The organism is Mesorhizobium sp. M0862, assembly GCF_040319795.1.
Lineage (GTDB): Bacteria > Pseudomonadota > Alphaproteobacteria > Rhizobiales > Rhizobiaceae > Mesorhizobium.
The window spans coordinates 39,014-60,216 of sequence record NZ_JAMYOJ010000031.1; the positions used below are offsets into that span (position 1 = coordinate 39,014).

General features: G+C 62.8%; 18 protein-coding genes. 4 read left to right on the plus strand and 14 right to left on the minus strand.

The annotated features are described in order from the left end of the window. Positions 1-16: 16 nt before the first annotated feature. A complete protein-coding gene (gene kynU, locus NKI15_RS29375) occupies positions 17-1,264 on the minus strand; it encodes a kynureninase (RefSeq protein WP_023684705.1) in 1,248 nt (415 codons plus the stop codon). A 168-nt stretch (positions 1,265-1,432) separates the two neighbouring features. Between kynU and NKI15_RS29380 the strand changes: the two genes are divergently transcribed. Together NKI15_RS29380 and lexA are read left to right on the plus strand one after the other, a co-directional pair. Continuing rightward, positions 1,433-2,197, plus strand: a complete 765-nt coding sequence (locus tag NKI15_RS29380; RefSeq protein ID WP_023684704.1) for a GntR family transcriptional regulator — start codon at positions 1,433-1,435, stop codon at positions 2,195-2,197. A 205-nt stretch (positions 2,198-2,402) separates the two neighbouring features. Further along, positions 2,403-3,185 carry a transcriptional repressor LexA gene (gene lexA, locus NKI15_RS29385; protein WP_023684703.1) on the plus strand — a complete coding sequence of 261 codons (783 nt, stop codon included), beginning with the start codon at positions 2,403-2,405 and terminating at the stop codon, positions 3,183-3,185. Here lexA and NKI15_RS29390 read toward each other — a convergent pair. Both NKI15_RS29390 and arr read right to left on the minus strand, forming a co-directional pair. Beyond that, positions 3,179-5,635, minus strand: coding sequence for a ComEC/Rec2 family competence protein (locus NKI15_RS29390; protein WP_352514060.1), 2,457 nt, complete (start codon positions 5,633-5,635; stop codon positions 3,179-3,181). The genes lexA and NKI15_RS29390 overlap by 7 nt on opposite strands. 106 nt (positions 5,636-5,741) lie before the next feature. Continuing rightward, entirely contained in the window at positions 5,742-6,158 is a 417-nt protein-coding gene (gene arr / locus NKI15_RS29395; RefSeq protein WP_352514135.1) for an NAD(+)--rifampin ADP-ribosyltransferase, read from the minus strand. 462 nt (positions 6,159-6,620) lie between these two features. On the opposite strand from arr, the gene gltX reads away from it, so the two are divergent. Further along, a complete protein-coding gene (gltX, locus tag NKI15_RS29400; RefSeq protein WP_023822206.1) occupies positions 6,621-8,045 on the plus strand; it encodes a glutamate--tRNA ligase in 1,425 nt (474 codons plus the stop codon). 181 nt (positions 8,046-8,226) lie between these two features. Then, the gene (gene gltA, locus NKI15_RS29405; RefSeq protein ID WP_023671037.1) at positions 8,227-9,558 is read left to right on the plus strand and encodes a citrate synthase; all 1,332 of its coding nucleotides are present in this window, start codon (positions 8,227-8,229) and stop codon (positions 9,556-9,558) included. A 150-nt stretch (positions 9,559-9,708) separates the two neighbouring features. Here the strand turns inward: gltA and lpxB are convergent, their stop codons facing one another. The 11 genes from lpxB to pyrH all read right to left on the minus strand — a co-directional run bounded on the left by lpxB (position 9,709) and on the right by pyrH (position 21,020). Beyond that, positions 9,709-10,887 carry a lipid-A-disaccharide synthase gene (gene lpxB / locus NKI15_RS29410; RefSeq protein WP_023706237.1) on the minus strand — a complete coding sequence of 393 codons (1,179 nt, stop codon included), beginning with the start codon at positions 10,885-10,887 and terminating at the stop codon, positions 9,709-9,711. Beyond that, positions 10,877-11,779: an LpxI family protein gene (locus tag NKI15_RS29415; RefSeq protein ID WP_023706236.1), complete on the minus strand. Its 903-nt coding sequence runs from the start codon at positions 11,777-11,779 to the stop codon at positions 10,877-10,879. Before NKI15_RS29415 ends, lpxB begins: the two co-directional genes overlap by 11 nt. Then, entirely contained in the window at positions 11,766-12,599 is an 834-nt protein-coding gene (gene lpxA, locus NKI15_RS29420) for an acyl-ACP--UDP-N-acetylglucosamine O-acyltransferase (protein ID WP_023706235.1), read from the minus strand. Before lpxA ends, NKI15_RS29415 begins: the two co-directional genes overlap by 14 nt. A gap of 15 nt (positions 12,600-12,614) precedes the next feature. Beyond that, positions 12,615-13,067, minus strand: a complete 453-nt coding sequence (gene fabZ / locus NKI15_RS29425; RefSeq protein WP_023684696.1) for a 3-hydroxyacyl-ACP dehydratase FabZ — start codon at positions 13,065-13,067, stop codon at positions 12,615-12,617. A 1-nt stretch (position 13,068) separates the two neighbouring features. Continuing rightward, a complete protein-coding gene (gene lpxD / locus NKI15_RS29430; RefSeq protein ID WP_023706234.1) occupies positions 13,069-14,127 on the minus strand; it encodes a UDP-3-O-(3-hydroxymyristoyl)glucosamine N-acyltransferase in 1,059 nt (352 codons plus the stop codon). A gap of 77 nt (positions 14,128-14,204) precedes the next feature. Continuing rightward, positions 14,205-16,598 carry an outer membrane protein assembly factor BamA gene (gene bamA, locus NKI15_RS29435; protein ID WP_023706233.1) on the minus strand — a complete coding sequence of 798 codons (2,394 nt, stop codon included), beginning with the start codon at positions 16,596-16,598 and terminating at the stop codon, positions 14,205-14,207. 217 nt (positions 16,599-16,815) lie between these two features. Further along, positions 16,816-17,958, minus strand: coding sequence for an RIP metalloprotease RseP (gene rseP / locus NKI15_RS29440; protein WP_023693444.1), 1,143 nt, complete (start codon positions 17,956-17,958; stop codon positions 16,816-16,818). Positions 17,959-18,061: 103 nt separating this feature from the next. Continuing rightward, positions 18,062-18,877: a phosphatidate cytidylyltransferase gene (locus NKI15_RS29445; protein ID WP_023706232.1), complete on the minus strand. Its 816-nt coding sequence runs from the start codon at positions 18,875-18,877 to the stop codon at positions 18,062-18,064. A gap of 11 nt (positions 18,878-18,888) precedes the next feature. Further along, complete coding sequence (locus NKI15_RS29450; RefSeq protein WP_502898730.1) at positions 18,889-19,611, minus strand: isoprenyl transferase; 723 nt, start codon at positions 19,609-19,611, stop codon at positions 18,889-18,891. 31 nt (positions 19,612-19,642) lie between these two features. Further along, positions 19,643-20,197 (minus strand): ribosome recycling factor, encoded by a 555-nt coding sequence (gene frr, locus NKI15_RS29455; RefSeq protein ID WP_023671027.1) that lies wholly within the window; start codon positions 20,195-20,197, stop codon positions 19,643-19,645. Between the two features lie 100 nt (positions 20,198-20,297). Next, positions 20,298-21,020, minus strand: coding sequence for a UMP kinase (pyrH, locus tag NKI15_RS29460; protein WP_023671026.1), 723 nt, complete (start codon positions 21,018-21,020; stop codon positions 20,298-20,300). Between the last annotated feature and the right edge of the window lie 183 nt (positions 21,021-21,203).

The window sequence follows — 21,203 nt, forward strand, 5'->3', positions numbered from 1 at the left end:
AAATTGCTCTGGTTTCTCACGTAACCGCGGTCTTCACCGCGAAGCGGGCGTCCTGCCAGGCGCCGGTGCGCAGAATATCCTCCAGGACTTCGACCGCCTGCCAGACATCGCCATATCCGACATAGAGCGGCGTGAAGCCGAAACGGATGGTCGACGGCGCCCGGAAATCGCCGATCACGCCGCGCTCGATCAGCGCGCGCATCACCTGATAGCCATGCGGATGGAGGAACGACACCTGGCTGCCGCGCTGGCTGCCGTCGCGAGGACTTTCCAGTTCAAGCCGGTAGGCGCCGCATCTGGCTTCGACGAGCTGGATAAACAGGTCGGTCAGCGCGATGCTTTTTCTGCGCACCGCCGCCATATCGACGTCGTTCCAGATATCGAGCGCGCCCTTGAGCGCCCGCATCGACAGCACCGGCTGCGTTCCGCACAGGAAGCGGCGAATGCCGCTGCCGACGGCAAAGCCCTGCTCGAAGGCAAAGGGCCGCGCATGGCCCCACCAGCCGCTGAGCGGCTGGTGGGCATCGTCATGGTGGCGCTCGGCCGCGTAGATGAAGGCTGGCGAGCCCGGGCCGCCATTGAGGTATTTGTAGGTGCAGCCGACGGCGAAATCGGCATTGGCACGGTCAAGTTCGACCGGCAAGGCGCCGGCCGTGTGGCAGAGATCCCAGATGATCAGCGCGCCGGCGTCATGTGCCTTGCGCGTCAGCGCCGCCATGTCGCGCAACTGGCCGGATTTGTAGTTGACGTGGTTGACCAGGATGACGGCAACGCTGTCGTCGATCAGCTCCTCGATTGCGGCCGCGTCGACGCCCTCCAGCCGCAGCCGCGTTCCCGGCCGGGTCGAGGCGACGCCTTCGGCCATGTAGAGGTCGGTCGGGAAACTGTCGCCCTCGGCAACGATGACCGACCGATCCGGCCGCATGCCGAGCGCTGCGTGCAGCAGCTTGTAGATGTTGATCGAGGTTGTGTCGCAGACCACCGTCTGCCCATCAGCCGCGCCGATCAGTCGCCCGAGCTGATCTCCGAGTTCCACCGGCATGTTGAACCAGCCGGCGGTGTTCCAGGCGCGAATGAGGTCGTGCGCCCATTCCTGCGTGGCGGCCTGCTGCAGTTCGCTGAAGACGACCGCTGACGCGGCGCCCAGGGAATTGCCGTCGAGATAAATCACGCCTTGCGGCAAGACAAAGCGTTCACGCATGGAGCGCAGCGGATCGGCGGCATCCATTGCTTCGATTGTAGCGAGATCGGGTGTCGTGCTCATGATCCGGCGCCCCTCCATGGACAAACGCGCGCGGCGGAGCCTGCCGCCCAAACATGCCGGCGATCTTGAGTGGTCGCCCTTGAACTGTCAAACATTATATATAATTCACCCATTGAAAGGCTTTGATATATAATGATCCGCCCGAGCGTTTATGTCTGATGGATCACGATGCTGGATGACGAGCAGACCTCGAAGACGGAAGTGGCCTATCGCCTGCTCAGGCGCGATATTCTTGCGACCCGGCTGGCGCCTGCCGCGCCGTTGAAGCTGAGCACGCTGCGCAACACCTACGGCATCGGCTGGACGCCGTTGCGCGAGGCGCTGTCGCGGCTGGAGGCGGAACGGCTTGTGACCGCCATCAGCAACCGCGGGTTTGCGGTCGCTCCCGTCTCTCGGGCGGAGCTCGAGGATTTGGCACGTGCGCGGCTGGTGGTCGAACTGCCCCTGCTGGTGGAATCGATCGAGAAGGGCGACCGTGAGTGGGAAGACGCGGTCGTTGCCGCCCACTATCGTCTCTCACGGTGCGGGTCTGTTCTCGACGATCCATCGGATGATGCGGTCGACGCGTGGTACGAAAAACACGATGCCTTCCATGCGGCGCTGCTCAGTGCCGCGACATCCAGCTGGCTGCTGCGCTTCAATGCAACGATTTCCGACCAATTGCATCGCCATCACCGCTTTCTGGGTCTGGCCCCGACGCTGCGCGCCGCCGCCGGCCGCACGGACGGACACCGGAAGGCCGTGGCGGCCCTGCGCGACGCCGTGGCGATCGAACACCATACCGCCCTGATGGAAGCGGCCCTCGATCGCGACGTCGAACGTGCGAAAACTCTGATGACCGCTCACATCGGCTACACGCTGCGGGTCTATGCCCAGAGAGAACCCCGCGCGGATGCTGCGCAGCCCCGTCCGAAAAGGAAGCGGCGATCGTAGCCGACGACGCAGGGCACTTTGTCTTCGTTTCACCCCGTTGCTGGCAACTGGGCGCAGGCGGCGCTCGCAGCGCCGAACGTTACGCTGAACAAAACGTCAACACATTCATTAAACTTTAAAAGGTTGCGGAACACAACTGGAACAGATAGTGTTTGTTCTGGGTTTGTTTTTTCTGATTCTGGTTTCAGAACCCTTGGGGGCCGCGATGCTGACGCGCAAACAACATGAGCTTCTGATGTTCATCCATGAACGCCTGAAGGAGAGCGGAATCCCGCCGTCCTTCGACGAGATGAAGGAAGCGCTCGACCTCGCCTCCAAGTCCGGCATCCACCGCCTGATCACGGCGCTTGAGGAGCGCGGTTTCATTCGCCGGCTGCCGAACCGGGCGCGCGCGCTGGAAGTGCTGCGGCTGCCCGACTCGATCGCACCAGGCCTCAATGCGGCGAGGAAGTTTTCGCCGAGCGTCATTCAGGGCAGTCTTGGTCAAACCGGCCAAGGGCAAGGCGGCCAAGGACAAGGCGCGTTGGGCCAAGGCGGTCTCGGCCGCCAGATCAAGCCGGGCTCGCCGTCGCGTTCGATGTCGGCCGGCAATGACGATGCCGTTTCCGCGATTTCAATCCCGGTTATGGGACGCATCGCCGCCGGCGTGCCGATCGACGCCATCCAGCATCAGACCCATTCGATCTCGGTGCCGCCCGATATGATCATGGGCGGCGAACACTACGCGCTCGAGGTCAAGGGCGATTCGATGATCGAGGCCGGCATTTTCGATGGCGACACGGTCATCATCCGCAATGCCGACACAGCCAGCCCCGGCGAGATCGTGGTGGCGTTGGTCGACGATGAGGAAGCGACCCTGAAACGCTTCCGCCGCAAGGGCGCCTCGATCGCCCTGGAAGCCGCCAACCCGGCCTACGAGACCCGCATTTTTGGACCGGACAGGGTGAAGGTGCAGGGCAAGCTTGTCGGATTGATCCGGCGCTACTGAGCCGGCTTGGGTTTGTACTTTTCACGCTGGTTGTAAGGCGGCAGGCCGCGCGCTTCGCGGGAGAAGCGGCGTTGCTCGTGCCAGGGGCGATACGGCTTGTCGACGGCGAAGCGGATGGTTGGCGCTGCAGCTGCCGATTGCGGATCGAAGAAGACGGCGGCGCTGCCGTCGCGGGCCAGCTGTTTCTTCGTCACGACCAGCACCAGCGGGTCGCGGCACGGATTGTAAGCGGTGGCGTCATCGATGACGATCAGGCTCGCGAAGGCACAGGCCGGCCGCGCCGTCTTGCGGTCTTTCGCAAGCGCTACAATGGCTCCGGAAGGGTGCCGGGCGATACAGAGATCGCCGGTGCAATAGAAGGGCGAGCCGGGCGGCAGATCGAGCGGATCGAGATCGAACCGCGTATCTGTTGCCTCGAAAATCTCAGGTGGGATAATGGTTTCGGCCCGCAGCGCCCGTTTCCAATTGTCCGTGGTGAATTCGTTGGAGCGTTCGCGGTTGAGGGCGAGTTCGCCGCCACCGATCGGCATGGCCACCAGATGCGCATCCTCGGATATGAGCACGTCTGGCGTAAGCACCTGCGGCACCGTCAACAGGCCGGCCAGCGCGAAAGGCACGGCCGCCAACCTGAGCCAGGTGGTGGCCATGGTGGCGATGACGAGGGCGACCGCCACTAACAGCACCGAGCGGATGGAGATCAGCCCGACGGCGTCGACCGGCGAGCGCTCGGAAATCCAGGCCGATATAGCGATCATCGCCATCAGACCTTTGCCCATCACATAGAGGAACGGCCCGTCGGCGCCGAACGGCATCGCCAGTGCGCTGAGCACGGCAAAGGGCATGACGATCAACGAAACAATCGGCATCACGGCCAGATTGGCGATCAGGCTGAGCGGCGACACACGCTGAAAATGCCAGATGGCGAACAGCAAGGTTGCACTGCCGGCGATGATCGAGGTCATTGCGAGGCCGCCCATGGCCAGCGCGAATTTTCGCGACAGGAAGCCGACGAAGGAGCGCTTTGCCGGCGGCGTTCTCACCTTGTCGGCGCGGTAATCGGCCCAGCCGGCATAGGCGCCGACAAGGGCGGCAGTGGCGGCAAACGACATCTGGAAGCTGGGACCGACCACCTCGTGCGGCGACACCAGGATGACGGCAATGGCGGAGATCGCCAGATTGCGCATGGTGAGTGCGGCGCGATCAAACAGCACGGCGACAAGCATGACCGCCAGCATGATGAAGCTGCGCTCGGCGGCAACCACGACGCCTGAAATAACGAGATAGGCGGCGATCGAGACAAGCGCTGCCGCGGCCGCATATTTCTTCACCGGCCGGCGCGAAGAGAAATCGGGAAACAGCGCAAAGGCGCCACGCAGCAACGCCATGATGGTGCCGGCAACCAGCGCCATGTGCAGGCCGGAGATGGAGATGATGTGGTAGATGCCGGTGCGCCGCATCGCTTCGTTGACCTCGTCCGGGATGCCGGCGCGCACCCCGACAATCAACGCCGCGGCAATCTCGCCTTCGGCGCCACCGATCTTGCCCCTGATATGGTCGGCAATGTTTTCGCGCGCGTTCTCGATTGCCGAGGAGAGCCGTGCGGTCAGCGGCGGCGGTCCCTGCGTAGCAATGGTTTTCGGATTGCCGAGAAAGAAGCCGCTGCCGCCGATACCGGTGAAATAGCTGTCGAAGGAGAAATCGTAGCTCTCCGGCCGCACCGGACCGGTCGGCGGCAACAGCCTGGCATAGCCGGTGATCAGGGAGCCGGCGGTCATATCGGCGGGAACGGTCCGCGCCGAGAGCCTGACCCGCTCCGGGGCGTAGCGCAGCTCGGGGTAAGCGGTCGAAACCACGTCGAGCGTCAGCCTGATGCGGCCGCTTTCCATCTGTTCGAGACTGACGACGCGGCCGGTCAGCCGTGTCTGAATCTCGGAGCCGAGCATCTGCGTTCCGGCGCGCCAGGTCTCGACCTTGGCGGCGACGACGCCGAGCGCGCACAGCATCGCGGCCATGCAGAACAGATGCGTCCTCGGCCGCGATCGCGTGGCGACAGCGCAACATGTCGCCAGCACCACAATGGCGATTGGCTGCGCAAAGCCCGGCTCGCCGGCCAGCGAGAAGTAGACGATGACGCCGGCTGCCAGGAAAACCGGGACCAGCAGGAAGGCGACGCCCCGGTCGAGCTCCGTGTTGGCGGCCACGGCAAGGCTGCGGCGGAGCGCGGGCCATGACGGGCGGCGAAGCCGTCTGCGCAGTCGGGCGATAGATCCGGGCGCTGTGACTTGCGCCGGCAACGCGTCACCGGGCAGCGCGGGCGCTATGCCGGGATGCGGCTCAGGCAGCGCGAGGGGCAGCGGCTCGGCATAGGGACTATCGGCAAACAGCGAGCGTTCGCTGACGCCTGCCTCGGCGCCTTCGCCTTCCTTCGTGCCCCGGCCACGTCCAGCCATCAGGTCTGCCCCTTGCGCCCCAGACCTCCTATGCTACATGAACGCGCAAAGCGCGAAAGTCCGTGCGGTCGCGTCCACCGCGCCGGAATTGACCCGCCAAGGACGCTCAATCCTCAATCATATCCCGGCCCTCCGCCCTCAGGCGAGCAAGCCCATCGTGCATTGCCTTCAATTGTTCCGGTGTATGACCCTGCCATTCACCGAGTTCACCCAGGATGAGCAACGGACCACGGGAGCGGTAGGATTTCGTCGGATTACCGGGAAATTTTTTGTCGGTCAGGTTAGGGTCATCCATAAAAAACCCCGTCGGCTTTACGATGTAAATCCTTTGACGACCGTCACCCGTTGCAAGCTCTGCTCCCCAGATGGCGGCTTCCAGTGTCTGGGTGAAATAGATCCATGACAGTGGTTTACCTCTGAAATTGGAAGGGTGGCCGACGCTCAGCAGATCCCCGGGTTTCAAATCCGCCCGGGTACCATGGTAGAACGGATCACCCTCCGTATGGTCGGCGTTTTCGGTCATCGGTAGTCCTTCTTTCAATCATGCCTCCTTCGTGGCGAGACCGGCCTGCACACAGTTGCGGTGTTCACGATAATGATTGCAGAAAGGTCAATATGCGTGACCAAGCCAACGCTGTCACGGCGGCGTTGTAGTCGGGCAGTGCCGCATCCGTGAAGAAATGTCCGCTCGTCAGAGGGGGCTACCACCGTCGCAGCGATGTTCCAGGCACTGTGACGGACGCTGCAGCCGAATGAAACCCAGACATTGACGCTGCTGCCAAACGAGGTTGCGCGGAGGGTGCGAACAGATTTTGTGCTACAAGGCTCCAGCGCCAGTTGACGCAACCGATAATTGCCGACGTGCCCCGGCCACGTCCAGCCATCGGGTCTGCCCCTTGCGCCCCAGACCCCCTATGCTACATGAACGCGCAAAGCGCGAAAGTCCGCGCGATCACGCTCCGCTTTCCAAGGTTCCAAGAGTTCCATGTCCGACACGGTCGTCACCCGTTTTGCCCCCTCGCCCACCGGCTATCTGCATATCGGCGGCGCGCGCACGGCGCTGTTCAACTGGCTGTACGCCAAGCACACCGGCGGCACGATGGTGCTGCGCATCGAGGACACCGACCGCGAACGCTTCAACGAGGCGGCGACACAGGCCATTCTGGATGGGCTGACCTGGCTCGGCCTTTCCTGGGACGGTGAGGCCATATCGCAGTTCGAGCGCGCGCCGCGCCACCGTGAGGTGGCCGAGGAGCTGGTGCGCCTGGGCAAGGCCTATTACAGCTACGAGACGCCTGCCGAGCTCGAGGCGATGCGCGAGGCCGCACGCGCCAAGGGTCTGCCGCCGCGCTACAACGGCCAGTGGCGCGATCGTGCCCCCTCGGAGGCGCCTCCCGGCGTCAAGGGCGCCATCCGCATCAAGGCGCCGACCGAGGGCGAAACCGTGGTGCACGACCGTGTGCAGGGCGAGGTGCGCTTCCCCAACAAGGACCTCGACGATTTCATCATTCTGCGCTCGGACGGCAATCCGACCTACATGCATGCCGTCGTCGTCGACGACCATGACATGGGCGTCACCCACATCATCCGTGGCGACGACCATCTGACCAACGCCGCGCGCCAGACGGTGATCTACAACGCCATGGGCTGGGACGTCCCGTCGATGTCGCATATCCCGCTGATCCACGGCGCCGACGGCGCCAAGCTGTCGAAGCGGCACGGCGCACTCGGTGTCGAGGCTTATCGCGCCATGGGCTATCTGCCCGAGGCACTGCTCAACTATCTGGCAAGGCTCGGCTGGAGCCATGGCGACGACGAGATCATGTCGATCAAGGACATGATTTCGTGGTTCGACATCGGCGATGTCAACAAGGGTGCGGCGCGCTTCGACTTCGCCAAGCTCGAGTCGATCAACGGCGCGCATATGCGCAAGATGGCCGATGCCGAGCTGTTCGACATTTTCGTCGCCACTCTGCCATACCTGGAAAGCGGACCGGCTATCGCCGCCCGTCTCGACGACGCCAGGAAGGCGCAGCTGCTGGCTGCCTTGCCGGGTCTGAAAGAGCGCTCCAAGACGCTGGTGGAACTGGCCGATGGCGCGGCCTTCCTGTTCGTCGAGCGGCCGCTGCCGATCGACGAGAAGGCGGCAGCACTGCTCAGTGCCGACGCGCGCGCGATCCTGCGCGGCGCACATGCCGCTTTGCAGACTGTTTCGGGCGATTGGTCGGCTGCCGCGGCTGAAGCCGCGGTGCGCGAGTTCGCAGCGGCCGGCGGCCACAAGCTCGGCGCCGTGGCCCAACCGCTCCGGGCGGCCCTTACCGGCCGTAGCACCTCGCCCGGCGTGTTCGACGTGCTTGCCGTGCTTGGCCGCGAGGAAAGCCTGGCGCGGATTGCGGATCAAATCGATTAGGAGCGAGCTGGCCCAAAAAGATTGGCATTGAAAGGCGGGTTTCGCAGTGCAACATTAGGCCTTGGCCCAATCAGGCACGCACCTCCCAAAATGCGGTGGCGAGTTCGCGCATTCCGGTGATTTCGACGTGTCGTTTGCAGGAATTGCCTTGCCGGCATGAGGAACATGAAGGAGTTTGAGAATGAGCGAAGCTGCGACAAGACTGGAAACCGGCAGCAAGACGACGCACCCGTCGACTGCCACGCTCGAACTGGCCGGCAAGACGCATGAATTCAAGGTGCGAAGCGGGTCGGTCGGGCCCGACGTCATCGACATCGGTGCGCTCTACAACACCACCGGCGCCTTCACCTACGATCCCGGCTTCACTTCGACGGCGAGCTGCGAGTCGGCGATAACCTTCATCGACGGCGATGCCGGCATCCTGCTTCACCGCGGCTATCCCATCGACCAGCTGGCCGAGCATGGCGACTTCCTCGAAGTCTGCTACCTCCTGCTCTACGGCGAACTGCCGACCAAGGCGCAGAAGGACGATTTCGACTACCGGGTGACGCGCCACACCATGGTGCACGAGCAGATGTCGCGCTTCTTCACCGGCTTCCGCCGCGACGCGCATCCGATGGCTGTGATGTGCGGCGTGGTCGGCGCGCTGTCGGCCTTCTATCACGACTCCACCGATATTTCGGATCCGTATCAGCGCATGGTCGCCTCGATGCGGCTGATCGCCAAGATGCCGACGATTGCGGCCATGGCCTACAAATACCATATCGGCCAGCCCTTCATTTACCCGAAGAACGAGCTGAACTTCGCCGCCAACTTCCTGCATATGTGCTTTGCGGTTCCGTGCGAGGAATACAAGATCAATCCGGTGCTGGCGCGCGCCATGGAGCGCATCTTCATCCTGCATGCCGACCACGAGCAGAACGCCTCGACCTCGACGGTGCGGCTTGCCGGCTCGTCGGGCGCCAATCCGTTCGCCTGCATCGCCGCCGGCATCGCTTGCCTGTGGGGCCCGGCGCATGGCGGCGCCAATGAGGCGGCGCTCAACATGCTGGGCGAGATCGGCCATGTCGACCACATCCCGGAATTCATCGCCCGCGCCAAGGACAAGAACGATCCGTTCCGGCTGATGGGCTTCGGCCATCGCGTCTACAAGAACTACGATCCTCGTGCGAAAATCATGCAGAAGACGGCGCATGAGGTACTCGGCGAACTCGGCATCAAGGACGATCCGCTGCTCGACATCGCCATGGAGCTGGAAAAGATCGCGCTGACCGATTCCTACTTCATCGAAAAGAAGCTCTATCCGAACGTCGATTTCTATTCCGGCATCACGCTGAAGGCGCTGGGCTTCCCCACCACCATGTTCACCGTGCTGTTCGCGGTCGCCCGCACCGTCGGCTGGATCGCGCAGTGGAAGGAAATGATCGAGGACCCGCACCAGAAGATCGGCCGCCCGCGCCAGCTCTATACCGGCGCCCCGGAACGCGACTACGTGCCGATTGCGAAAAGGTGAAAGAGAGTGAATGGTGAATGGTAAGTAGTGAATAGCATGTAGTAAGTAGCAGGTAGTAAGTAGCAGCTTGATTATAGCGAGAGCGCATTAATCACTATTCACTATTCACTATTCACTATTCGCTATTCACTATTCATCGTTCACTCCTTACTAAGCCCTATTCGCTCTCCCGATGTGGCGAAGAACGACATCGGCGGCGATGTCGCCGGAGGGCCTGTCGGTGGCCATGCGTCTGGCAACCTCGCCAAAGCCGTCCTTTTGCCAAGCGCGGTAGGCGGTGTCTGAGAACAGTGCCTCGAGCTGCCGCGCCAGATAGTGCGGCCGCACATACTGGTTGTAGCTTTCCGGCACGACCGGCCGGTCGGCAATAAGGTTGGGCAAAGCAGCGCTCCACACCGTGATCAGGCTCTGCGCCATCAGCATGATCGGATCGAACTTGTAGCAAGAGATCATCGGGACACCCGACATCGCCAGTTCCAGTGACACCGTTCCAGACGCGGTCAGCGCCGCATCGGCCTTGCCGAAGGCCTGCCACTTGCGCTCGGGATCGAGGATGACTTCCGGCTCCTGATCCCAGCGCGCCACCGATGTCTTGACCAGTTCGGCGACATGCGGCACCGTCGGCAGCAACAGCCGCAGCCGGTGGCCACGCGCGCGCAGCGCCGACACCGTCTCGCCGAACGGACCGATAAGCCGGCTCACCTCGCCGCGCCGCGACCCTGGCAGGACGAGCAGCGTCTTGACGTGATCGGCCGAGAGATCGCGTGGCTGGGCTTGCGCCCTGGCCGCGCCCTGCACGCCTGGATCATGCGTGAGGCGATGTCCGACGTAAGTGCCAGGCGGGCCGCCGAGACGGCTGAGCTCCTTTACCTCGAAAGGCAGGATGCACAGTATGTGGTCGACATAGGGCTTCATCGCGGCCGCCCTACCCGGCCGCCACGCCCAGACGCTCGGGCAGACATAATGGACGATCGGGATCGACGGATCGGCGGCGCGGATCTTTTTGGCGACGCGCAGCGAGAAATCGGGGCTGTCGATGGTGATCAGACAGTCGGGTTTTTCGGCGGCGACAGCACTTGCCGTCTGGCTGATCCGCCGCATCAGGCGCGGCAAGTCACGCAGGATGGCGCTGAGCCCCATCAGCGCGATCTCGGCGCCGTCGAACAGCGGCGCCAGTCCGAGCGCCTGCAGATGCCGCCCGCCAGTGCCGACGAGTTGCACCTCGCGCCCGGTCATGCGCTTCAGCGCCTGCACGATGTCGGCGCCGAGCAGGTCGCCGGATTCTTCGCCGGCGACGATGGCAATCTTCAGCGGCTTCTCAGCTGCCATGGACAGACTCCGCAGCCGGCAGGCCGAACACGAACAGGCCGAGCGCATTGGCGCGCGCGACAACGGCGGGGCCTTCGAGGATGAGCGAACGGCGGGCTTCGACGGCAATGCCGGCGAGCCCCGCGGCATGCGCCGCCTCGACGGTCTGGGGGCCGATAGATGGCAGATCGGCACGCAATTCCTGGCCAGGTTTGGCGCATTTGACCAGGACACCGCGCGTCTTGCCGGCCAGCCTGCCATGGCCGCGCAACTGCTGCGTCCGCTCGAGCAGTCCGTGGGTGCCCTCGACGCCTTCCAGGGCAACAGTGCGGCCACCGATGGCAATTGCCGCCTGACCAATGTCGAGCGCGCCGATGGCCTTTGCCGCCGCGTGTGCCGCCTCGATATCGCGCCAGTCGGACTTTCGCGGCACTGCTTTGGTCAGCGGCCCTTCGGCCGCGACGAGCCGGGGCACGACTTCATGCGCACCGACAACCTTGACGCCCCGTGCCTCCAGGCCGCGGGTCAATATCTTCAACAGCCCGTCATCGCCGCGGGCAAGCGCCATGGCGAGCGAGGGTATAAGTGCCAGTAGCCCAAGGTTCGGACGCATGTCGACCAACCGCGGCCTGCGCCTGATCTCGCCGGCAAGCACAAGATGGGTGATCCGCCGGCGCCTCAGCAACGCAACCAGCGAGCCGATGTCTTCCAGCGCAAGGCTTTCATGCTCATAGATTGTGAGGTCGGACTGACGGTCGGCCTGACCTTCGACCAGGATGATGACGGGCGGATGTCCGGCCTCCGCCAGGCCGGCGGCAACTTCGACCGGCAAGCTACCGCCGCCGGCAATGATGCCGACCCTGGCGTCCGGCGCAAGATCGAGGGCCGTTGAAGTGGCCTCAGCCTTCGTCATCGGCATCGTCGCCGTCGCCACCCTTAAGCGACGGGACGGCAAAATGCCGCTTGCCGCGACTGGTGATGAAATCGATGATTTTCATGGCCGTCGGCGACGACGCAAACTCGGCCTTGGCGAATTCGATGTTCTCGCCGACAGTGCGGGAGCGGTCGAAGATGGTCTTGTAAGCCTTGCGCAGCAGGTAGATTTCGGCGCGCGGCAACCCGGCGCGCTTCAGGCCGATGATGTTGAGTCCACGCAGGCTCGCGCGATTGCCCACCGCAATGGCGTAGGGAATGACATCGCCGACAAAAGCCGAGCAGCCGCCGAGAAAGGCGTTGTCACCAACACGCACGAACTGATGAACGGCGCTGAGGCCGCCAATATAAACGCTGTCACCGACCTCGCAATGGCCGCCCAGGGTCGCGCCATTAGCGAAGGTGGCGTTTTTACCGACGACGCAATCATGGGCAATGTGGGCATAGGCAAGGAAATTGCCGTTGTCGCCGACGGTCGTCTCGCCGCGGCTGGAATCGGTGCCGAGATGCATGGTCACGCCTTCGCGGATCGTGCAGTTCTGGCCGATGACCAAAGTGGTGCGGCCGCCCTTGTGCTTGGTGTTCTGCGGCGGTCCGCCCAGTGTCGCCATTGGATAGACCTTGGTCGCGGCGCCAATGGTTGTCGCGCCCAGCACCGAGACATGGCTGACCAGTTCGACGCGGTCACCGATCACGGCGTCAGCGCCGACATAGCAGAAAGGTCCTATTGCGGCGCCTTCGCCGATCTGCGCGCCGGCCTCGATGACGGCCGAGGGGTGGATTGAAGTCTGTATTTTCATGAGCATTTCGAACCGTCAGCCGGTAACCATCATTGCCGAGATCTCGGCTTCGGCGGCCTTTGTGCCCTCCACCATGGCCTCGCAGGCGAATTTGAGCAGGTTGCCGCGCATCTTGATTTTCTTGACGTGGATCTTCAACTGGTCGCCCGGGACGACCGGTTTGCGGAATTTCGCGTTGTCGATGGTCAGGAAATAGACCAGCGACGGCTTTTCCGTGTTGAGGTTACGGATGCAGATCGCGCCGGCCGTCTGCGCCATAGCCTCGACGATGAGCACGCCCGGCATCACCGGCTGATCCGGGAAATGGCCCTGGAAATGCGGCTCATTGATGGTCACGTTCTTGATGCCGATGGCAGAATCATTGCCGTCGATTTCGATGATGCGATCGATCATCAGGAAGGGATAGCGATGCGGCAAAAGCTTCATCAACCCCAATATATCGACCGCTTCGAGCGTCGCCGGCACCATCTCAGCTACTTCCCCCCTCGCCCTGCTTGCGCGTCCTGGCGAGCTTCCTCAGCATGGCGATCTCGCGCATGGCTTCCGCCATCGGCTGCGCCGGATAGCCTCCCCAGATCTCGCCCGCCGGCACGTTGCTCATGAACCCGCTCCTTGCAGCAAGCTTGGCCCCTGATCCTATGGTCAAATGATCGGCAAGGCCAACGCCGCCGCCCATGGTGACACCGTCGCCGACGGTGACGGAGCCGGAAATACCAGAGAGCCCGGCAATAATGCAATTGCGGCCGATGCGAACGTTATGGGCGATCTGCACCAGATTGTCGATCTTGGTGCCCTGACCGATGACCGTATCCGACATGGCGCCGCGATCGACGGTCGTGTTCGAGCCGATTTCGACATCGTCCTGAATGATGACGCGGCCGACCTGCGGCACACGCTCGGGCCCTTTGGCGCCGCCGACAAAGCCGAAGCCGTCCTGGCCTATCCTGGCGCCGCCATGAATGATGACGCGGTTGCCGATCAGCGCGTACTGGACGCTGACACCTGGTCCGATATAGCCGTCGCGGCCGATCTGGCATGACGGACCGATAACGGCGTGGGGGGCAATGACCGTTCCGCTGCCGATGGAAGCACGCGGGCCGACGACGGCTCCGGCCTCGATGATCGCGCCTGCCTCGATATGCGCCGTGGTATCGACATGAGCTTGCGGCGAGACCCCGGTTTCGCTGGTCATCGGTCCCGGCGTAGCCGCCATCGGGAACAGCAGCCGGCCGATCATGGCGAAGGCCTGCTGCGGGCGCGGATGCACCAGAACCGCAATGCCGGCCGGCGCCTTGCCGGCGAACTCGGCGGGACAAAACACGGCCGCCGCCTTCAGCGACTGCATCAGCGCGAAATTGCGCTTGCCGTCGACGAAGACGAGCGCACCCTCGCCGCCTTCGTTGGCTGGCGCCAACGCATCGATCGATATGTGGGCAAGATCGGAATCGACAAGCGATGCGCCGGTCAGATTCGCGACTTCGCCGGCCGTATACCGGCGTGATGGCGCGAAGAACACCGGATCGGTCATTCCAGAAGCAATATCCAGCTAGGTCGGATCAATTCTCTTCCGGACCCCAACGGCCCGGAAGCATCGTTACCGCAAGATCAGAAGCGGCTCGACATGCCGAAGTTGAATTCCTGCACGTCGTCGGTCTTTTCCTTCTTGACGGGCATCGCGTAGTCGATGCGGATCGGGCCAAAAGGCGATGACCACAGCAAGCCGACACCAACCGACGCGCGCAGCTCTAGATCAGTTGAAGCTTGAGTAACCCCGGCGACATTTATCTTGCTGCCGTACAGTGTGGCGGCATCAGCAAACACAGCGCCGCGGACACCAAAGCTTTCCGGAATGACCGGTATCGGGAATTGAGCTTCGGCCGACGCATTGAAATAAGTGGTGCCGCCGAGGTGGTCACCCGTTGCAATATCCGCGGGGCCGATACCGCCATACTCGAAGCCGCGGATCATGCGGTCGCTGCTCTGGAACTGATCGAAGATACGCAGGCCGTTATCGCCATAGCCCGCAATATGGCCAGCACCACCTGAGATCAGGCCGACCAGATCCAGCTGTTCGGACAACGTCTGGTAGACAGTGCCACGACCGGTAACCTTGACGAATTTGGCATCGCCACCAAGGCCGGCCACTTCCATGGTCGTGGTGGCGTAGATGCCTTCATGCGGGCTCTTCATGTCGTCGATGGTGTTGTAGACCAGCCCAAGGCTGACCGACGACTTGATCCAAGGGCTTTCATCAATTCCCTGGACGATTGCCGCAGATACGTTGCAGTCCGCGTCGGGAATCCCGTCGCCAGGGGCGTTGCCCGGGATGGCAGGATTGTTATCGCAACCGTCGTCGAGCTTGTACTTCTCCTGGGCGATATTGTACGCCAACTGCGTCGAGATGTTGTCGGTGATCGGCAGGCCGAAGCGCACCGTCGCACCCAGCGTCTCGCTGTCATAGTGGTCGTAGTTGCGGGTCTGCTGGAAGATATCGAAGCCGGCGGCGATACGGCGCCCCAGGAAATAGGGTTCGGTGAAGGACAGGCTGTAGTCCCGCGAATTCTTGCCGCCACCCGCCGAAACCTTGATGTACTGGCCGCGACCGAGGAAGTTGCGCTCCGCGACCGAACCTTCGACGGACGGACCGGCAGTGTCGCCACCTGTCGAATAACCTGCGCCAACCGAGAACTCGCCGGTCGATTTCTCGACCACGTCGACCACGAGCACGACCTGGTCTGGCTCAGAACCCGGGACAGTCGAAACGTCGACTTTCTCAAAGTAATCTAGCTTTTCCAGCCGCTTCTTCGCGCGCTGGATGAGTACCTGGTTGAAGGCGTCGCCTTCGCTGACATCGAACTCACGACGAATGACATAGTCGCGTGTGCGGTCGTTGCCGCGGATTTCGATGCGCTCGATATAGGCCTTGGTGCCCTGGTCGATCGTATAGACGACCGAAATGGTGTGGTTCTCGAAGTTGCGATCGCCGCGCGGCGTCACCTGGGCGAAGGCATAGCCCGAACCCGCGACCTTTTCGGTCAGCGCGATGATGGTATCCTCGACATTCTTGGCGTTGTAGACGTCGCCCTTGTGGGTCTGAACCACCGATTCCAGCGCCTTCGAGTCGACTTCGGGAATGGTGCTCTCGACGCTGACGTCGCCGAACGTATAGCGGTCGCCTTCCTGGACGGTGATGGTAACGGTGTACTGGTTGGTCGTGTCGTCGAGCTCGCCGACGGCTGAGACCACCTGGAAGTCGGCATAGCCGTGATTGTAATAGAAGCGGCGCAGCGATTCCTGGTCGGCGCGGAGCTTGTCCTCGTCATAGACGTCGTCACGCAGCACGAAGGACAAGAAGCTCGAGCGCTTGGTTGCGATGACGTCGGACAGGCGGCGGCTCGAATAGGCGCTGTTGCCGACGAAATTGACAGCGGCGATCTTGGTGCGGCCGCCTTCGTTGATGTTGAAGACCACGTTCACGCGGTTGTCGCCGAGATCCATGATCTGGGTCGTGACAGCGGCGTCATCCCGGCCAATTCGCCTGTAGGCAGCCTTTACCGCCTCGACATCGGAGTCCAGCGTTGCCTGCGAGAACGTCCCGCGCGGCTTCAACTGCACGGCGACTGCCAGCGCGTTGTCCTTGAGCTTCTTGTTGCCCTGGAACAGAACCTGGTTGACGACCTGGTATTCGGCAACCTTGACTACCAGCGTCGAACCGACCTGATTGATCTGCACGTCCGAGAACAGCCCGGTGCCGAACAGCGCCTTGACCGCATCGTCGATATCGGCGCTGGAAAACGCCTTGCCCGGCTTGATCGTGATGTAGTTGCGGATGGTGTCGGCGTCGACACGCTGGTTGCCGCTGACCTCGACTCTCGAGACAACGGCTGCCTGCGCCGCAGATGTGGCAACGAACTGCACGGCGAGCGCACCTGGTACAACCAGAGCGGCGGACATAGCCACCGCGGACGCGGCGCTCAAAAATTTGGATGCTGCCTTCATCGGGCTTTTGTACCTTTTCTCGAAGTCCCCACGGCGAGAAAACCGGACGTGCGGTAATTTCTCCTACCGTATTAACCGGATTTTCCCTACACGCAAGGCTTCTGGTTAATTTGTAATTACTTAACCCTGATGCGTGGCTTTCGCGTCACGCATACCCCCGTGCATGGTAAACGGCGTCTCAACATTGCCGGTGCTGAAGCCAAATTTCTTCATGATTTCAGCACCCAAACAGATCGTTCCAGAAGACGAAGCCCATAAATCCCAGAACCAGAAAGAGGCCGGCCCGGTATCCCATTTCCATCATCCGCTCCGATACCGGACGCCGGAAAACGGCTTCGAGTGCGTAGAACAGGAGATGGCCGCCGTCGAGGGGGGGAATCGGCAAAAGGTTCAGAATTCCGATCCCGACCGACAGGCCGGCGACGAGTTGCACCAGCCATAGGAAGCCCAGCTTTGCCGCCTGCCCCGACATCTTGGCGATCTTGATCGGGCCGCCCAGCTGGCATTTGTCTTCGCGGCCGACAACGAATCGCTGCAGGAACTGGCCGGTGCGCTGAATGACGTGCCCCGTCTCCTCGACCGCGGCGCCGACTGCTCCGACAGGGCTGTAGGTGATCAGCCTGGGCTGGCCGACATCCTTGTTGTTGACGACGCCGATGACGGCCACCTTGACCTTGTTGCCCAGTGCGTCCAGCTGCTCCATCGGCTCCGGCGTCGCGACGACCGTGACCTCCTTGCCGTCGCGCAACATGGTGAAGGTGATGGCGTCGCCGCCGCGGCCCGAAACTAGGCGCTGGACGTCGGCGAAGGTCTCAACCTTGCTGCCGTCGACGGCGACGAATCGGTCGCCTGGCAAAATGCCGGCCCTTGCGGCTGGACTGCCGGCGGTGACCGCCGCCACCATCGGCTCAAACACAGGGCGGCCATAGAGGGAAAACAGCACGGCAAAGACGGCAATGGTCAAAAGGAAGTTGAACAGCGGTCCGGCCACCACCGTGGCGGCGCGTTTCCAGATGGGTTGCGTGTGGAAGGCGACCTTGCGTTCAGCGTCAGTCAGCGTTTCCAGATCTTCCGAACTCGGCTGGCTCGACGTGGCGCTCATGTCGCCGACGAATTTGACATAACCGCCGAGCGGTATGGCGCAGAGCTTCCAGCGCGTGCCGTGGCTGTCGTTGAAGCCGAGAAGTTCGGGGCCGAAGCCGATCGAAAAGGCCTTCACGCCAATGCCGCACCAGCGGCCGACCAGGTAATGGCCCATTTCGTGAATGAAGACGACCACGGTCAGCACGAACAGAAACGGCACCAGCGTGCCGAGGACAAAGCCTTCCGTGCTGAAAAACGCGTGAAGAATTTCGTTCAACTCATGCCCTCAAATTCACCTGCGGCAAAAGGTGTCGCCGCGACTGTGACATCAATCCAGGCGAATCCGTGGCGTGCGCCATTTCTTCGCCGTGAAATATCACTCAAGCCGGAAACAGTCCCCGCGCCGGATGATCGGCGCCCGCCGAAATCCAGCCGATCACGTATAGGGCAACAGCCGCCGCGACAAGCCCGTCCACCCTGTCCATGACACCGCCATGCCCGGGTATCAACGCGCTTGAATCCTTGCGGCCGTGGCGGCGCTTGACCCAGGATTCGAAGAGATCGCCAACCTGGGCAACAATCGACAGCACCAGCGCAACCAAGGCGAGGACGCCAAGATTGCCGGCCCCGGCGGCGGCAGCCAGAAGCACGCCGGCGGCCACGCCGCCGACAGCGCCGCCAAGTGCGCCGCTCTGCGTTTTGCCGGGGGATATCGATGGCGCGAGCTTGGGCCCGCCGACGGAGCGGCCGGCGAAATAGGCGAAGATGTCGGTCGCCCAGACCACGGCGAACAGAAACAGGATTGCGACCAGGCCGGGATGGTCGCCGCCGCGCAGCAGCGCCAGCGATAAGCCGGACAAAGCCGCGTAGGCAAGACCGGCTGCATCCCATTGCGCCGCTCCACGCATACGGGCGCCGACAGCAGCGACCACAACCATGGCCAGGACAAGAGACAGAAGCCACGATGCCGGCACGCCTGCAACCAGGGCGACGACGAAAACCAGAAGCAGCGCTTCGGGAATGAAGCCGAGGGTCGCACCGGCCAAGGGGCGCGACATGCGCGCCCATTCATAGAAGATGACCGCCGATATCCCGGCGCAAAGCAGGCGGAACCACAGCCCTCCCAACCAGGTCAGGCCAAGCGCTATTGCGGCCAGCACCAGCGCCGAGACGATGCGAAGCTGAAGATTGTTCATCCCGCCGCCCGTCACGAGGCGGCGACGTCTTGGGCGGCAAGCCCGCCGAAGCGGCGCTCGCGGCCGGCGAAGTCGCGCAATGCGTCGGCCAGGTGTTCACGGCTGAAGTCAGGCCAGTAGCAAGGCAGAAAAACCAGTTCGCTGTAGGCTGCCTGCCACAACAGGAAGTTCGACAGCCGAAGCTCGCCACTGGTGCGGATGACCAGCTCCGGGTCGGGAATGCCTGCAGTGTCGAGGGCGCCGGCTAAAGTGTCTGCCGTGATCGCCTCTGCGTCGATCTCGCCGCGCGCCACGGCGGCTGCGAGCTTGCGTGCCGTGCGCACGATCTCGTCGCGCCCGCCATAGTTGAAGGCGATGACCAAGGTCAGCGATTCATTGCGCGCAGTCAGCGATTCGGCCTCTTCGAGCAGGCCCCTGATGTCCGGCTGCAGCCCCGCCCTGTCACCGATGATCCTGACGCGCACGCCGTTCTGGTGCAGTTCGGCCAGATCGCGGCGGATGAACAGCTTCAAAAGCCCCATCAGGTCGCTCACTTCGGCCTTGGGCCGCGACCAGTTTTCCGACGAAAAGGCGTAGACGGTCAAGAAGGAAATGCCGAGACCGGGCGCGGCGCGCACCGTCTTGCGCAGCGCTTCGACGCCGGCGCGATGGCCGGCAAGCCGCGGCATGCCGCGCGCCTTGGCCCAGCGTCCGTTTCCATCCATGATGATCGCGACATGCGCGGGCGTTGCCATTGTCTCGCTTTCGGGCCGGTGTGGGCCGACCCTAGACCTGCATGATTTCAGCTTCCTTATCGGAAAGCAGGTGATCGATGGTGCTGATCGTTTCGTCGGTCAGCTTCTGGACCTGGTCGGAGCGCTTGCGCTGGTCGTCCTCGCTGATGTCGCCGTCCTTTTCCGCCTTCTTCAAGAAGTCCATGCCGTCGCGACGGACATGGCGCACCGCAACGCGGGCGTTCTCGGCGTAGCCATGCGAAATCTTGACCAGTTCCTTGCGGCGCTGCTCGTTGAGCTCGGGCAGCGGAATTCTGAGATTGGTGCCGTCGACGATCGGATTGAAGCCGAGATTGGATTCTCTGATGGCACGGTCGACCGCGCCGACCATCGACTTGTCCCATACCGAAACCGAGATCATGCGCGGCTCCGGCACCGACACGTTCGCCACCTGGTTGATGGGCATGGTGGTGCCGTAGGCCTGGACCTGGATGGCGTCGAGCAGATTGCTGGAGGCACGGCCGGTGCGCAGCGAAGCCAGATCGTGCTTGAAGGCGGCGATCGCGCCATCCATGCGCCGCTTGAGGTCGTCGAACTCACCACTCATCTTAGTCTCCTCGACCCGTTTGATCCGGGTTCACTGCTTAGGGCCTATATCCGGACCCTCTTTCGAAAACTGATCCCTTTTTAGGAGAGTATACTCCGGATTATTCGTCGGCGACGATCGTGCAACGGCCGCCGCCCCGCAGAATATCGCCGAAACCACCTTTTTCGTGGATCGAATAGACGATTATCGGGATGTTGTTTTCGCGCGCAAGTGCAATTGCGGCGGTATCCATGATCGAAAGGCCCTTGTTGATGACTTCGGCATGGCTGATGCGCTCGAAGCGGGTCGCATTCGGATCCTTCTTGGGATCGGCCGAATAGACGCCGTCGACCTGGGTGCCCTTGAACAACGCGTCGGCGCCGATCTCGGCGGCGCGCAAGGCCGCGGCCGAATCGGTGGTGAAGAACGGATTGCCGGTGCCGCCGGCGAAAATGACGACCTTGCCCTGGTTCATATAGGCGGTGGCCTGGCGCTGGGAAAAACTCTCGCAAAGTTCGGGCATGGCGATGGCCGACAGCACGACGGCATCGACGCCGATCTTGTTCAGCGAGGTGCGCAGCGCCAGCGAGTTGATGACGGTGGCCAGCATGCCCATGTGGTCGCCGGTGACGCGGTCGCCGCCCTTGGATGCCACCGCCACGCCGCGAAAGATATTGCCGCCGCCAATGACGACGCCGACCTCGATGCCAAGTGCGCGGGCTTCGGCGATGTCGGCGGCGATTCGGTCGACCACCGAGACATCGATGCCGAAATGCTGCTCGCCCATCAACGCTTCGCCCGACGCTTTCAGCAGGACACGTCGATAGAGGGGCTTTGCCGTCATCTGGACCTCGTCATTGTTGCGTGTGGCAGCCTGGGCAGGCCGCCCTCGCGCGGGCGCCGCCGCTGGCGCGATGCCGAGTTCCGATACACGAAGGGGGGCGCCGCGAGGGGGCGCCGCGCCGGCGAGGGGGATAAAAAAATGCACAACCCCCGCGCACTCAGACAAGTGGGAGGAGAGGGGGGT

Coding starts and splice junctions, on each gene's coding strand:
- kynU (WP_023684705.1), bottom strand. CDS start 1,264: ATGAGCACGACACCCGATCTCGCTACAATCGAAGCAATGGATGCCGCC.
- NKI15_RS29380 (WP_023684704.1), top strand. CDS start 1,433: ATGCTGGATGACGAGCAGACCTCGAAGACGGAAGTGGCCTATCGCCTG.
- lexA (WP_023684703.1), top strand. CDS start 2,403: ATGCTGACGCGCAAACAACATGAGCTTCTGATGTTCATCCATGAACGC.
- NKI15_RS29390 (WP_352514060.1), bottom strand. CDS start 5,635: ATGGCTGGACGTGGCCGGGGCACGAAGGAAGGCGAAGGCGCCGAGGCA.
- arr (WP_352514135.1), bottom strand. CDS start 6,158: ATGACCGAAAACGCCGACCATACGGAGGGTGATCCGTTCTACCATGGT.
- gltX (WP_023822206.1), top strand. CDS start 6,621: ATGTCCGACACGGTCGTCACCCGTTTTGCCCCCTCGCCCACCGGCTAT.
- gltA (WP_023671037.1), top strand. CDS start 8,227: ATGAGCGAAGCTGCGACAAGACTGGAAACCGGCAGCAAGACGACGCAC.
- lpxB (WP_023706237.1), bottom strand. CDS start 10,887: ATGGCAGCTGAGAAGCCGCTGAAGATTGCCATCGTCGCCGGCGAAGAA.
- NKI15_RS29415 (WP_023706236.1), bottom strand. CDS start 11,779: ATGACGAAGGCTGAGGCCACTTCAACGGCCCTCGATCTTGCGCCGGAC.
- lpxA (WP_023706235.1), bottom strand. CDS start 12,599: ATGAAAATACAGACTTCAATCCACCCCTCGGCCGTCATCGAGGCCGGC.
- fabZ (WP_023684696.1), bottom strand. CDS start 13,067: ATGGTGCCGGCGACGCTCGAAGCGGTCGATATATTGGGGTTGATGAAG.
- lpxD (WP_023706234.1), bottom strand. CDS start 14,127: ATGACCGATCCGGTGTTCTTCGCGCCATCACGCCGGTATACGGCCGGC.
- bamA (WP_023706233.1), bottom strand. CDS start 16,598: ATGAAGGCAGCATCCAAATTTTTGAGCGCCGCGTCCGCGGTGGCTATG.
- NKI15_RS29445 (WP_023706232.1), bottom strand. CDS start 18,877: ATGAACAATCTTCAGCTTCGCATCGTCTCGGCGCTGGTGCTGGCCGCA.
- NKI15_RS29450 (WP_502898730.1), bottom strand. CDS start 19,611: ATGGCAACGCCCGCGCATGTCGCGATCATCATGGATGGAAACGGACGC.
- frr (WP_023671027.1), bottom strand. CDS start 20,197: ATGAGTGGTGAGTTCGACGACCTCAAGCGGCGCATGGATGGCGCGATC.
- pyrH (WP_023671026.1), bottom strand. CDS start 21,020: ATGACGGCAAAGCCCCTCTATCGACGTGTCCTGCTGAAAGCGTCGGGC.